Genomic DNA, 12,942 nt, shown 5'->3' on the forward strand with positions numbered 1-12,942 from the left:
GCATCTCCGCAGCAACCAGGGAAGGGATGTGCCGTCTGCGCCCTCAGACCATCGGCGTCGAATCGCTCGTGCTGTCTTTCGGCGCCGCACTGTGCTTCACGAAATACTTCGCGCCGATGATGCCGATCTCATAGAGCAGGCACATCGGAACGGCAAGCGCCAGCTGCGACACGACGTCGGGCGGCGTCAACACCGCCGCCACCACGAAGGCAAGCACCACGAAATAGCCACGGAAGCTGCGCAGCTTCTCGACGGTGACAAGCTCGAAGCGCACCAGCAGCATCACGACGATCGGCACCTGGAAGGCCAGGCCGAAGGCGATGTAGAGCGACAGGATGGCCTCGACATACGAAGAGATGTCGGGCGTGGCCGCCACCGAGGCCGGCGTGAACCGCTGGATGAACCCGAACATCTTGTCGAGCACGAAGAATTGAACGAAGGCGATACCGGCATAGGCCAGCAGGCTGCCGAAGAAGATGAGTGGCAGCGCGAACTTCTTCTCGTGGCTGTACAGCCCCGGCGCCACGAACATCCACGCCTGATACATGAGCCAGGGCAGCGCCAGCAGCACGGCCGTCATCGCCAGCACCTTGAGCGGCACGAAGAAAGGCGAAAACACCCCGACCGCGATCAGCTTGGCGTCGTGCGGCATGTGCGCGCGGATCGGCACGGCGATCATGTCGATCAGCCCGCCGGGACCGGGCCATATCGACAGCAGGATCCCGGCGATCACCAGCCCGTAGACGCAATAGAGCAGCCGGTCGCGCAACTCCATCAGGTGTTGCACGAAAGGCTGCTCGGTGCCGGCCAGTTCGTCTTCTTTGCTTTTATCGGGGGAGTCGGCCATGTGGAGGCGCTGCGGGCATGCGTCAGGCCGCACGAGGCGCGCGGCCGATACGGGCGGTGCGGCTATTTGGTTGAGTGAGGACGAAAACGCGCGACACGCGCCGCGCCGGAAAGAGCCTTGGTACGCACGCCGTTGCGGGCCTTGTACCACTGTGGTGTGGCGCCCTGCTTCAGCCGCCAGTTCTTGCGAGGACGCGTGTACTGGGGATATGACGGCTCGGGCTCGGCGTCCGCGAGCGCCGACAGCGTCTGCCCGCTTTCCGAGAACTGCTTCTCGAAATCGCTGGCACCGCTATGGATGCTCTGCTCGACATCGCGAGCCGCATCCTGAACGGTGTCCTTCATCTTGCGCAGTTCGTCCAGGTCCATGGACCTGTTGACCTCCGCCTTGACGTCGTTGACGTAGCGCTGCGCCTTGCCGAGCAGCGTGCCCACCGTGCGCGCCACGCGTGGCAGCTTTTCCGGCCCGATGACGATGAGCGCCACCGCGCCGATCAGCGCCAGCTTCGAGATGCCGAGGTCGATCACGTCGCCGGCTTAGGACTTCTGACGCGCTTCGACGTCGATCGTCGATTTGTCAGCGGCCGGATTGCCGGTGACTTGCGCGTTCGGCGAGGCAGGCGTGTCGGCCGACGACGTGCCGTCCTTCATGCCGTCCTTGAAGCCCTTCACGGCGCCGCCGAGATCGGACCCCATGTTGCGCAGTTTCTTGGTGCCGAAAATCATGACGACGACGAGCAGCACGATCAGCCAGTGCCAGATGGACAAGGAACCCATGGATTACTCCTGAAGAATTAGACAGATTTTAGTCGGCGCTGAAGATCAGCCCCGAAGCCAGGGGCGCGGACCGCCCATGACGTGAACGTGGAGATGGTGGACTTCCTGTCCGCCTTCCGCGCCGGTGTTGACCACCACGCGGAAACCGCCCTCCGGATACGGCCGGCAACCCTGCTCGAGCGCCAGTTTCGGTGCCAGCGTCATGATCTTGCCCATCAGCCCCGCATCGTCCGGGGTCAACTGGGCCATTGACGCGATGTGTCGCTTGGGCACCACCATGAAATGGACCGGTGCCCAGGGCGCGATGTCGTGAAAAGCGAAGACGTCGTCGTCCTCGTAGACCTTGCGCGACGGAACAGCGCCTTCGATGATCTTGCAGAAGATGCAGTTCGGGTCAGAGGACACGGGCGGGCTCCATCGATTGACCGGCGTTCATGCGGATCATGCCTTTCAGAATGCGGTAGAGAAACCACAGCGAGATCAGCGCCCACGCGATCCAGCCGGGGACGAACAGAAGCAGCCAGAGCCAGGACGTCAGCAGATACAGAACGCCCGCCCACAGGACCGAGCGGATCCGCCAGCTGAAATGCGATGCCTGCCACGTGCCAGCGGCATCGCTGCGCTTCACGAGGTCGATGATCAGCGCGATCAGCAGCACGGCCACCGACGCCTGCGCACCGGGCAACACGGCGCCGATGGCCACGATCAAATGAAGGATGTAGCTGATCCAGCCCCAGGTCCGCAGCGAGCCGTCGGGCTCGACGTTCACGATGTCGTTGTTCATGGCGTCCCTTCCTTCCGGAAATTCAATCGTTGGAGGCTTCGCGCGCCTGCGCCTTGCGCAGCGACTTTTCCTCGATGCCACTGGTGCCTTCGCGGCGCTCGAGTTCGGCGATCACGGCGCGCGGCGAGAGGCCGTAGTGCGTCAGCGCCACCATGCAGTGGAACCACAGATCGGCCACTTCGTTCACTATTTTTTGCGGATCGCCACCGTGGTCGGCGTCCTTGGCGGCCATCACGACCTCCGTCGCTTCCTCGCCGATCTTCTTCAGGAAGGCGTCCGGCCCCTTGTGCAGCAGGCGTGCGACGTAGCTCTTTTCGGGATCACCGCCGTGCGCAGGCAGGCGGCTCTCGATCACGGCGGCAAGGCGGTCCAGCGCGTCGGTGGTCATCGTTTCCATCACTTGTAGATCGATTCAGGGTCTTTCAAGACCGGCTCCGTCACGACCCACTGGCCGTTCTCGTACTTGCTGAAGAAGCAGCTGTGGCGGCCGGTGTGGCAGGCGATGCCTGGCTCGTGGCCCAGCTGCGTCACTTTCAGCAGCACCACGTCGTTGTCGCAGTCGATGCGGATCTCGTGCACGGTCTGCACGTGGCCGGACTCTTCGCCCTTGAACCACAGCTTGTTGCGCGAGCGGCTGAAATACACGGCACGCCCGAGTTCGGCGGTCTTGGCGAGAGCCTCGCGGTTCATCCAGGCGAACATGAGCACGTCGTTGCTGCCCTGCTCCTGCGCGATCACCGGCACGAGGCCGTTCGCGTCCCATTTCACTTCTTCCAACCAGTTCATTGCGCCATTGTCGGGGATTCAGAAGTCAGTTCTGGCGCACACGGGATTTATAGATGCGGGTTCTCAGAGGCGCACAGGGATGCCGCGCGCCGCCATGCAGGCCTTCGCCTCGCCGACCGTGAACTCTCCATAGTGGAAGATGCTGGCCGCCAGCACGGCATCGGCGCCGCCGGCCTGCACGCCATCCGCCAGATGGTCCAGGCTGCCCACACCGCCCGAAGCGATCACCGGCACGCCCACCGCGTCGCTGACCGCACGTGTCAGCGCGATGTCGAAGCCGCTCTTCGTGCCGTCTCGGTCCATGCTGGTCAGCAGAATCTCGCCGGCGCCACGACGCGCCATCTCGGCGGCCCACTGCACCGCGTCGAGCCCGGTGTTCTTGCGGCCGCCGTGGCTGTACACGTCCCAACCCGCTCCCCGCTGGGCTGCGTCTTCGGCACTGCGCCGTTTGGCGTCGATCGCCACCACGATGCACTGGGCGCCGTACTTGTGCGACGCCTCGTCGATCACCTGCGGATTGGCAATGGCGGCCGAGTTGAAGCTGGTCTTGTCGGCGCCAGCGTTGAGCAGCCGCCGCACGTCGGCCACGGTGCGCACGCCGCCACCGACCGTCAACGGGATGAACACCTGCGACGCGACGGCCTCGATGATCGGCAGGATCAGGTCGCGCCCGTCGCTGGTCGCCGTGATGTCGAGAAAGGTGAGCTCGTCGGCGCCCTGCGCGTTGTAGCGCGCGGCGATCTCGACCGGGTCGCCCGCGTCGCGCAGCTCAAGGAAATTGACGCCCTTGACCACGCGGCCGCCGGTGACGTCGAGACAGGGAATGATGCGTTTGGCAAGCATGGGAATGACCAGGAAAAACGTTCAGATCACGGACAACTGCTGCCAGCCATGCCATTCGGCACCGGCATCCAGCGTCACGGGCGTATCGATGGCGGCCGCTTCGACGCAGAGCATGTGGCGGTAGCCGTCGTCGGGCATGTCGGCGAGTTTGGCGCTCAAGGCGGCGCCGGGATTCCAGACCACGGTTTCGGTGCAGCTCGGGCTCTGCGCAATGCCGAGCACACCTGACGGCTGGACCAGCCGCAACGCCCCAGGCGCCGCGGCGTAGACGCTGTCGAACTCGCTGTCGAAACGCAACGGCTCGGCGCCTTCGACCTGCTTCACGTCCCGCACGGCGTCCCAGCGGGCCGCACCCTGCAGGCCGTCCAGGCGCACGTTCGCGATGTCGTCGACCCGCAGATAGCTGTGCAGCGCCGCGGTGAAAGACCACGGCGTCGCGTCGGTGTTGCGCACGGTCAACGCGATCCGCAGTCCGTCGGCCGCCACGGATGCGCGCAACGTGGCCTCGAAAGCATGTGGCCAGAGGGCGCGCGTGGCCGCGTCGTCCCGCAACGAGAACACGAGGTCGGCGGGCGCGCCCGGGTCGAAGCCTTCCACCTGCCAAGGCAGATTGCGAGCGAAGCCGTGTTTGGCCAGCGGGCCGCGCTGGTTGAACTGCGGCCAGCAGACGGGCACCCCACCGCGGATGGCAGTGCGGCCGTCGAACACTGCATCCGGGCTCAGGTAGAGCCGCTCGACGCCGTCAGGCGTCACCCAGGACAGCACGTGGGCGCCATGCAGCGCCACGGTGCAACTCGCGCCGTCGGGCGATTCCAGGCGAACGGCGGGTTGACCGCGAAAGACGATCGATTGAAGAGGCATGTTCGGATTCTATGGACGGGCGATGGCGTGCCGACGCCGGCTCAGCGCAATGGCCACTGCCAGTGCGGCAGGTCGTGTGGCGCGATGTTGGCCACATGGGTCTCGCCGAGCCGCTTTTCCAGCACGACATGTTGCAGCGGCAGGTCGTCCGAGGCCTGTTCGATGGCGGCGATCAGGCGCACGGCGTGAGACACCACGATCAGCTGCGACGCGCGCGCCGCCTGCACGATCAACCGGCCCAGTGCCGGCAGCAGATCGGGATGCAGGCTGGTCTCGGGCTCGTTCAACACCAGCAACTCGGGCGGTCGCGGCGTCAGCAACGCGGCGATCCAGAGCAGGTAGCGCAGCGTGCCGTCGGACAACTCGGCGGCGGTCAACGGTCTCAGCAGACCATGCTGGTGCATGCGCAACTCGAATCGGCGATCGCCGCCGACGTGCAGCGCGATGTGCGCGCCCGGAAAAGCGTCGTCGACGGCACGGTCGAGCGCATCGGTGTCGCCGATCTCGCGGATGGTCTGCAGCGCCGCCGCCACGTCGGCACCGTCGTTGGCCATCACCGGCGTGTAGGTGCCGAGCTGCGGCGCGCGTGCGGGCGCATCGGCGTCGGAGCGGAAATGATCGTAGAAGCGCCAGGACCGCATCCGTTCGCGCAGCATGAGCATCTCCGGCGCACCGCGCGGATCGGCGTATTCGGTCAGCATGCTGGCGAAACTCGGCACCGGCCGGCCGACGGCCATCCAGCGACCGGCGTCGTCGCGCAGGCGCAGCGCATTGCCCTTGCGGTCGACCAGCTGCGCCGCCGGCCGCAACAGGGGGCCGCTCCAGATCACTTCGCGCTTGATCTCCGGATCGTGGGAGAACGCCGTACTTGGAATCGGCGGCGGCAGGCCGATGTCGATGGCATAGCCGAAGTCGTCGTCCGCATCGCCCGCGAAGCCGAGACGCAGGTTGACCGGCTCGCTGCGCTTCCAGGCGCCCTGCACCGGTGCTTCTCCACGCAGCATCGCAGCGGAGAACTGTTCAGGGCCGGCCCAGAGCGTCGACGCCAACCCGCCTTCGCGCACCAGGGAGCGGATCACGCCGCCCTGCGCGATCTCCGCCAGAAGCCGCAGAGCGCGGTAGACGCTCGACTTGCCGCTGCCGTTCGGCCCGGTGATGACGGTCAGCCGTCCGAGCGGAACGCTCAGCCGCCGCAGCGAGCGGTAGTTGGCAATGGCCAGCGCAGACAGCACGCCGGCTCGCTAGGCTCGGGCGTGGCTCGCGCGGCTCAGACGCCGGCCAGCTCGTCGGCGCGCGCCTGCGCTGCTGCGAAATCGAGGTCGCCCGAATAGATCGCGCGGCCGCAGATCACGCCTTCGACGCCTTCGCTTTCGACGTCGCAGAGCCGGTCGATGTCGGCCATGTTCGACAGGCCGCCAGAGGCGATCACGGGAATGGTGAGCGCCTGCGCAAGGCGCACGGTCGCCTCGATGTTGATGCCCGACAGCATGCCGTCGCGACCGATGTCCGTGTAGATGATCGACTCGACGCCGTAGTCCTCGAACTTCTTGCCCAGGTCGGCGACCTCATGGCCGGTGAGCTTGCTCCAGCCGTCGGTTGCGACCTTGCCGTCCTTGGCGTCCAGGCCGACGATGATGTGGCCGCCGAAGGCCACGCAGGCGTCCTTCAGGAAACCCGGGTTCTTGACCGCGGCCGTGCCGATGATCACGTAGCGCAGGCCGTCGTCGATGTAGCGCTCGATGGTGTCGAGGTCGCGAATGCCGCCGCCGAGCTGCACGGGAATCTCGTCACCGACCTCGCGCAGGATCGCCTTGATCGCCGCATGGTTCTGCGGCTTTCCGGCGAAGGCGCCGTTCAGGTCGACCAGGTGCAGCCGGCGCGCGCCGGCTTCGACCCATTTGCGCGCCATCGCGGCGGGGTCCTCGCTGAAGATGGTGGATTGGTCCATGTCGCCTTGTTTGAGGCGAACGCAGTGGCCGTCTTTGAGATCAATGGCGGGAATCAGCAGCATGGCAAAGCACCCGGGAGCGGGTCAGGGGTTCCAGTGGAGAAAGTTGCGGTAGAGCTGCAACCCATGGTCCGCACTCTTCTCAGGGTGGAACTGGGTGGCAAAAATATTATCGCGTGCAATCGCAGCCGTGAACGGCGCGCCGTAGTCGGCCTCGCCGACGCTGTGCCGGGCGTCCGCCGGCCGCGCGTAGAAGCTGTGCACGAAATAGAAATAGGACTGGTCCGGAATGCCCGCCCAGACCGGATGCGGCTGCGCCTGGTGCACCTGGTTCCAGCCCATCTGGGGCACCTTGAAGCGGCTACCGTCGGGCTGCATGCGCCCGGCCAGCTCGAACTTGACCACTTCGCCGGGAATCAGGCCGAGTCCGTCGGTCGGGCCTTCGTCGCTGCGCGACAGCAGCATCTGCATGCCGACGCAGACGCCGAACAGCGGCTTGCTGGCCGCCGCCTCGAGCACCGATGCCTGCAAACCCGAATCGCGCAATTCGCGCATGCAGTCGGGCATCGCGCCTTGACCGGGGAGCACGACGCGCGTCGCCTTGCGGACGACCTCCGGATCGGATGTCACGAACACCTCGACGCCGACCTGGTCGGCCGCATGCTGGACCGCCTGGGACACCGAGCGCAGGTTGCCCATGCCGTAATCGACCACCGCCACTGTATTTGCCATCGACGATGCTCCGCTCAGAGGGAGCCCTTGGTGGAAGGAATCACGCCGACGGAGCGCGGATCGCGCTCCAGCGCGGCGCGCAGCGTGCGGCCGAAGGCCTTGAACACGGTCTCGCACTGGTGGTGCGCATTGACGCCCTTCAGGTTGTCGATGTGCAGCGTGACCAGGGCGTGGTTCACGAATCCCTGGAAGAACTCGTAGGTGAGCTGGGTGTCGAACGCACCGACCATGCCGCTCGTGAACGGCACGTGCATGTCGAGCCCCGGCCGGCCCGAGAAGTCGACCACCACGCGCGACAGCGCCTCGTCCAGCGGCACGTAGGCATGGCCGTAGCGGCGAATGCCCTTCTTGTCGCCGACGGCCTTCGCCACCGCCTGGCCGAAAGTGATGCCGACGTCTTCGACCGTGTGATGGCCGTCGATGTGCAGGTCGCCCTGGCAGTCGATGTCGAGGTCGATCAGTCCGTGGCGCGCGATCTGGTCGAGCATGTGGTCGAAAAAGCCGATGCCGGTCGACAGCTTTGCCTTGCCGGTGCCATCGAGGTTGAGCTTGACGGTGATCCGGGTCTCGGCGGTGTTGCGCGAAACCTCGGCAACGCGGTCGCCGGCCGCAGCGACGGCTTCAGGGGCCACAGGGGTGTTCATAGGGATTGTTCGAGTGCCGCGAGCATCTGCGCGTTGTCGTCGGCCGCTCCGACGGTCAGGCGCAGGCAATTGGCGAGCAAGGGATGCATTTTAGAAACGTTCTTGATCAACACCCCCCGGGCTTTCATGCCCTCGAACGTCCGGGCCGCATCGGGCACGCGGATCAGGATCATGTTGGCTTCGCTGCGCCACTGCGTCACGCCGGGCAGACGCGCCAGGCCGGCTGCCAGCACCTCGCGCTGCGCGCGGATCTCTTCGGCCTGCGCGGCGAACACGTCGACGTACTCCAGCGCGAACAGCGCGCACTCGCAATTGAGCACGCTGATGTTGTAGGGCGGACGCACCTTGTCGATCTCCTGGATCAACGCGGCCGGCCCCATCATGTAGCCGAGCCGCACGCCGGCCAAGCCGAACTTGCTCAGCGTGCGCATCAACAGCACATGGCCATGACGCGCCACGCGATCGATGTAGCTCTTCGACGCGAAGGGCTGGTACGCCTCGTCGATCACCACCAGGCCGCCCTGCGCGCCCTGCGCCTGGACGACCTGCTCGATGACGGCGTCGTCCCAGAGGTTCGCGGTCGGGTTGTTCGGATACGCCAGGTAGACGATCGCCGGCTTCTCGGCCGCGATCGCAGCGAGCATGGCTGGGCCGTCCAGCTCGAAGTCGGCGGTAAGCGGCACGCCGACGAACTTCAGCCCTTGCAGCTGCGCGGACATCGCGTACATCACGAAACCAGGCAACGGCGCCAGGATGGTCGCGCCCGGCAGGTCGCAGGCCATGGTGAGCAGCGAGATCAGCTCGTCGGAGCCGTTGCCGAGCATCAGTTCGAAGCCGTCGGGCAACTGCGCGTAACGGGCCAGCGCATGCTTGAGATCGTTGCCGCGATCACCGGGGTAGCGGTTCAGCGCAAGCGCGCCCAGACGCTGGCCGAGCGCCTCCTGCAGCGCAGGCGGCAGGCCGTAGGGGTTCTCCATGGCATCGAGCTTGCGCATGCCGGTGGCATCCTGCACGGCATAGGCATGCATCGATTGCACGTCGGCGCGGATGCGCCCCAGGGCGGAAGGGGTGAGGGTCGAATCGGTCATTCAGTGGGTGCAGCGGTAGCTGGTCTGCAGCGCGGACGACAGCACGAGTTGCACCGGCATGTCGGCCTCGTAGGTGTCGGCGTTGCGTGAGAGTTCGGTCTGGTAGAGCGTGCGTGCCATCGCGGGCTCGAGCTTGCGGCCCTCGACGCAGAAACTCGGCTTCTGGCCGGCGCGCGCGGCGCTCTCGCTGGCCTCGCGCAAGCCTTCCATCACGCCGACGAGGTAGTAGTTGGCGAACAGCTTGCCCTCTTTTTCATTGGCTTCGAGCGTGCGAAGTTCGCGGATGCTCATGGCCTGCGCGCCGGCGGCGCACAGAACGCACAGCAACGCGCACAGCCCGCGGGCAAGCCCGGAATTCATTCGAGCCTCATCCGCGCCGCTTCGGCGTGCGCCTGCAGGCCCTCGCCTTCGGCCAGCGTGACCGCGATCGGTCCGAGCACCTGCGCGCCCTTGGCGCTCACTTCGATCAGGCTGGAACGCTTCTGGAAGTCGTACACGCCCAGCGGGCTGGAGAAGCGCGCGGTGCCACTGGTCGGCAGCACGTGATTCGGGCCGGCACAGTAGTCGCCCAGGCTCTCGCTGGTGTAGGCACCGAGGAAGATCGCGCCGGCGTGGCGCAGCAGCGGCTCCCAGCGCTGCGGCTCGCTGCTGCTGACTTCGAGATGTTCGGGCGCGATGCGGTTGCTGATCGCACAGGCTTCTTCCATGCTCTGCGTGTGGATGAGCGCACCGCGGCCGTTGAGCGACGCCGCGATGATGGCGGCCCGCGGCATCGACGGCAGCAGCCGGTCGATCTCCTGCTGCACGCGGTCGATGTAGTCCGCGTCGGGGCACAGGAGGATGCTCTGCGCGAGCTCGTCGTGCTCGGCCTGGCTGAACAGGTCCATCGCCACCCAGTCCGGGCGCGTGCTTCCGTCGGCCAGCACGAGGATTTCGCTGGGCCCCGCGATCATGTCGATGCCGACGGTGCCGAACACGCGACGCTTGGCTGCGGCCACATAGGCATTGCCCGGACCGGTGATCTTGTCGACCGCCGGCACCGTCGCCGTGCCGTAGGCCAGCGCGGCCACGGCCTGCGCACCACCGATGGTGAAGGCGCGCGTGACGCCGGCGACATACGCCGCGGCGAGCACCAGCGGGTTCTTTTCGCCGCCCGGCGTCGGCACGACCATGATGATCTCGCCGACGCCCGCGACATGCGCCGGAATCGCGTTCATCAGCACGCTCGACGGGTACGCGGCCTTGCCACCCGGCACGTAGATGCCGACACGGTCCAATGGCGTGACTTTCTGGCCGAGCAGCGTGCCGTCGGCGTCGCGGTAGCTCCAGCTCTCGCCGCTCGCCTTCTTCTGGGCCTCGTGGTAGCTGCGCACCCGGCGGGCTGCCGATTCGAGCGCGTCGCGCTGCACGGCGGGCAACGATTCGAAGGCTGCGCGCAATTCGTCCGCCGTCAGCTCCAGCGCGGCCATGTCCGGGACGTCGAGGCGATCGAAACGCGCGGTGTATTCGAGCACCGCCGCATCGCCGCGCAACTGCACGTCGGCCAGGATCTCTGCCACGCGCTGCTCGATCGCCGCATCGGCCTCGGCCGACCAATGCAGCCGCGCCTTGAAATCGGCCTCGAAGGTGGCCGAGGCGGTGGACAGGCGGACGGGTTTGGCGGTCAGGGTCATGGTCGGATGCCGCCCTACTTGGCGGCCACGGAAGGGATGGCGGATTCGAAGGCTTCGACGATGCGGCGAATGGGCTCGCGCTTGAGCTTGAGCGCGGCCTGGTTGATGACCAGGCGGGCGCTGATGTCCATGATGCGTTCGACTTCGACCAGATGGTTCGCCTTGAGCGTGTTGCCGGTCGAGACGAGGTCGACGATGGCATCGGCCAGGCCGGTCAGCGGGGCGAGCTCCATGCTGCCGTAGAGCTTGATCAGGTCGACGTGGACGCCCTTGGTCGCGAAGAAGTCGCGCGCCAGGCCGACGTACTTGGTCGCGACCTTGAGGCGCGAGCCCTGCCGCACGGCCGTGGCGTAGTCGTAGTCGGCCCGCACGGCCACGCTCAGGCGGCAAGCGGCGATGCGCAGGTCCAGCGGCTGGTAGAGCCCTTGGTTGCCATGCTCCAGCAGCACGTCGAGCCCGGTGACGCCGAGATCGGCACCGCCGTATTGCACATAGGTCGGCACGTCCGATGCGCGCACCAGCACCACACGCACGTCGGGATTGGTGGTGGCGAGAATCAGCTTGCGCGATTTCTCCGGGTCTTCGGTGACCTCGATGCCGGCGGCCGCCAGCAGCGGCATCGTTTCTTCGAAGATGCGTCCCTTGGACAAGGCGAGTGTGATCATGCGTTGGCTCCCGAGACGCGTTCGATGTCCGCGCCGAGTCCGCGCAGCTTGGCTTCCATGCGGTCGTAGCCGCGGTCCAGGTGGTAGATGCGGTCGACCAGCGTTTCGCCCTCCGCGACCAGCCCGGCGATGACCAGGCTGGCGGACGCGCGCAGATCGGTCGCCATCACGGTCGCACCCGACAGCCGATGGCCGCCATCGACCACCGCGACCTTGCCGTCGATGTGGATGACCGCGCCGAGCCGCACGAGCTCGTCCACGTGCATGAAACGGTTCTCGAAGATCGTCTCGGTGATGGCCGAAGCGCCCTGCGCCACGCAATTGAGCGCCATGAACTGCGCCTGCATGTCGGTCGGGAAACCGGGGTATTCGGTGGTCCGGAAGGCCTGGGCCTTCAACGAGGGGCCGCCGACGGAAACCACTCGAACGCCGCCCTCGACGCCCTCGACCTCGCAGCCCGCCTCGCGCAGCTTGTCGGCGACGGCGTCGAGATGGTCGATGCGCGCGTGGCGCAGCATCGCTTCGCCACCGGCCGCGGCCACCGCGCACAGGAAGGTGCCGGCCTCGATCCGGTCTGCGACCACCGCATGCTCGCAGGCATGCAGCGATTCGACGCCCTGGATGCGGATGTGGCTGGTGCCGTGGCCTTCGATCTTCGCGCCCATGCGGATCAGCATCTCGGCCAGGTCGACGATCTCGGGCTCCTGCGCGGCGTTCTCGAGCAGCGTCTCGCCCTCGGCAAGCGCCGCGGCCATCAGGAAGTTCTCGGTGCCGGTCACCGTCACCATGTCGGTCAGGATGCGCGCGCCCTTCAGTCGGGTGCGCCCGGCCGGCAGGCTGGCCACCATGTAGCCGTGCTCGACGACGATTTCGGCACCCATGGCCTGCAGCCCCTTGATGTGCTGGTCGACCGGCCGCGAGCCGATTGCGCAGCCGCCCGGCAGCGACACCTTCGCCACGCCGAAACGCGCCAGCAGGGGTCCCAGGGCCAGCACGGACGCACGCATGGTCTTGACCAGTTCGTAGGGCGCCTCGGGGTTGTGCAGATCGCCGGCGTCGATGCGCACCGTGCCGTTGTCGTCACGCTCGGCCTTCACGCCCATGTTGCGGATCAGCTTGAGCATGGTCGCCACGTCCTGCAGGCGCGGCACGTTGTGCAGCGTTACGGGCGTGGCCGTCAGCAGCGCGGCGCAGAGCTCCGGCAGTGCGGCGTTCTTGGCGCCGGAAATGAGTACTTCGCCGCGGAGCTTGCGCCCGCCGCGAATCAAGAGTTTGTCCATCAAAAATCCCGCGGA

At 66.6% G+C, this 12,942-nt stretch carries 18 protein-coding genes; all 18 read right to left on the bottom strand.

From position 1 onward, the window contains the following. Positions 1-43: 43 nt before the first annotated feature. The 18 genes from tatC to murA all read right to left on the bottom strand — a co-directional run bounded on the left by tatC (position 44) and on the right by murA (position 12,927). Entirely contained in the window at positions 44-847 is an 804-nt protein-coding gene (gene tatC / locus AC07PZ_RS22105; protein ID WP_495297287.1) for a twin-arginine translocase subunit TatC, read from the bottom strand. A 62-nt stretch (positions 848-909) separates the two neighbouring features. Further along, positions 910-1,374 carry a Sec-independent protein translocase protein TatB gene (gene tatB / locus AC07PZ_RS22110; protein ID WP_495297288.1) on the bottom strand — a complete coding sequence of 155 codons (465 nt, stop codon included), beginning with the start codon at positions 1,372-1,374 and terminating at the stop codon, positions 910-912. Between the two features lie 9 nt (positions 1,375-1,383). Then, positions 1,384-1,623 carry a Sec-independent protein translocase subunit TatA gene (gene tatA, locus AC07PZ_RS22115; RefSeq protein ID WP_495297289.1) on the bottom strand — a complete coding sequence of 80 codons (240 nt, stop codon included), beginning with the start codon at positions 1,621-1,623 and terminating at the stop codon, positions 1,384-1,386. A 45-nt stretch (positions 1,624-1,668) separates the two neighbouring features. After that, positions 1,669-2,028 carry a histidine triad nucleotide-binding protein gene (locus AC07PZ_RS22120; protein ID WP_495297290.1) on the bottom strand — a complete coding sequence of 120 codons (360 nt, stop codon included), beginning with the start codon at positions 2,026-2,028 and terminating at the stop codon, positions 1,669-1,671. Continuing rightward, entirely contained in the window at positions 2,018-2,407 is a 390-nt protein-coding gene (locus tag AC07PZ_RS22125) for a DUF4870 family protein (RefSeq protein ID WP_495297291.1), read from the bottom strand. The genes AC07PZ_RS22120 and AC07PZ_RS22125 overlap by 11 nt, the downstream gene beginning before the upstream one ends. A gap of 22 nt (positions 2,408-2,429) precedes the next feature. Then, positions 2,430-2,804, bottom strand: coding sequence for a phosphoribosyl-ATP diphosphatase (locus AC07PZ_RS22130; protein ID WP_495297292.1), 375 nt, complete (start codon positions 2,802-2,804; stop codon positions 2,430-2,432). After that, positions 2,804-3,193, bottom strand: coding sequence for a phosphoribosyl-AMP cyclohydrolase (gene hisI / locus AC07PZ_RS22135; RefSeq protein WP_495297293.1), 390 nt, complete (start codon positions 3,191-3,193; stop codon positions 2,804-2,806). The genes AC07PZ_RS22130 and hisI overlap by 1 nt, the downstream gene beginning before the upstream one ends. A 63-nt stretch (positions 3,194-3,256) precedes the next feature. Beyond that, positions 3,257-4,036, bottom strand: coding sequence for an imidazole glycerol phosphate synthase subunit HisF (gene hisF, locus AC07PZ_RS22140; RefSeq protein ID WP_495297294.1), 780 nt, complete (start codon positions 4,034-4,036; stop codon positions 3,257-3,259). A gap of 21 nt (positions 4,037-4,057) precedes the next feature. Continuing rightward, complete coding sequence (locus AC07PZ_RS22145) at positions 4,058-4,897, bottom strand: D-hexose-6-phosphate mutarotase (RefSeq protein ID WP_495297295.1); 840 nt, start codon at positions 4,895-4,897, stop codon at positions 4,058-4,060. A 41-nt stretch (positions 4,898-4,938) separates the two neighbouring features. Continuing rightward, on the bottom strand, positions 4,939-6,129 hold the full coding sequence (locus tag AC07PZ_RS22150; RefSeq protein WP_495297296.1) for an AAA family ATPase: 1,191 nt from the start codon (positions 6,127-6,129) through the stop codon (positions 4,939-4,941). Positions 6,130-6,164: 35 nt separating this feature from the next. Beyond that, on the bottom strand, positions 6,165-6,908 hold the full coding sequence (gene hisA, locus AC07PZ_RS22155) for a 1-(5-phosphoribosyl)-5-[(5-phosphoribosylamino)methylideneamino]imidazole-4-carboxamide isomerase (RefSeq protein WP_495297297.1): 744 nt from the start codon (positions 6,906-6,908) through the stop codon (positions 6,165-6,167). A gap of 21 nt (positions 6,909-6,929) precedes the next feature. Continuing rightward, on the bottom strand, positions 6,930-7,577 hold the full coding sequence (gene hisH, locus AC07PZ_RS22160; RefSeq protein WP_495297298.1) for an imidazole glycerol phosphate synthase subunit HisH: 648 nt from the start codon (positions 7,575-7,577) through the stop codon (positions 6,930-6,932). 14 nt (positions 7,578-7,591) lie between these two features. Continuing rightward, positions 7,592-8,221 (bottom strand): imidazoleglycerol-phosphate dehydratase HisB, encoded by a 630-nt coding sequence (hisB, locus tag AC07PZ_RS22165; RefSeq protein ID WP_495297299.1) that lies wholly within the window; start codon positions 8,219-8,221, stop codon positions 7,592-7,594. Beyond that, positions 8,218-9,309, bottom strand: coding sequence for a histidinol-phosphate transaminase (gene hisC / locus AC07PZ_RS22170; protein ID WP_495297300.1), 1,092 nt, complete (start codon positions 9,307-9,309; stop codon positions 8,218-8,220). The genes hisB and hisC overlap by 4 nt, the downstream gene beginning before the upstream one ends. Further along, positions 9,310-9,669, bottom strand: a complete 360-nt coding sequence (locus tag AC07PZ_RS22175; RefSeq protein WP_495297301.1) for a hypothetical protein — start codon at positions 9,667-9,669, stop codon at positions 9,310-9,312. Further along, entirely contained in the window at positions 9,666-10,982 is a 1,317-nt protein-coding gene (gene hisD / locus AC07PZ_RS22180; protein ID WP_495297302.1) for a histidinol dehydrogenase, read from the bottom strand. Before hisD ends, AC07PZ_RS22175 begins: the two co-directional genes overlap by 4 nt. Positions 10,983-10,996: 14 nt before the next feature. Then, positions 10,997-11,647 carry an ATP phosphoribosyltransferase gene (gene hisG, locus AC07PZ_RS22185; RefSeq protein WP_495297303.1) on the bottom strand — a complete coding sequence of 217 codons (651 nt, stop codon included), beginning with the start codon at positions 11,645-11,647 and terminating at the stop codon, positions 10,997-10,999. Then, complete coding sequence (murA, locus tag AC07PZ_RS22190; RefSeq protein ID WP_495297304.1) at positions 11,644-12,927, bottom strand: UDP-N-acetylglucosamine 1-carboxyvinyltransferase; 1,284 nt, start codon at positions 12,925-12,927, stop codon at positions 11,644-11,646. Before murA ends, hisG begins: the two co-directional genes overlap by 4 nt. Positions 12,928-12,942 lie beyond the last annotated feature (15 nt).

The sequence above is a fragment of the Variovorax sp. GW821-FHT10B04 genome (genome assembly GCF_059415645.1).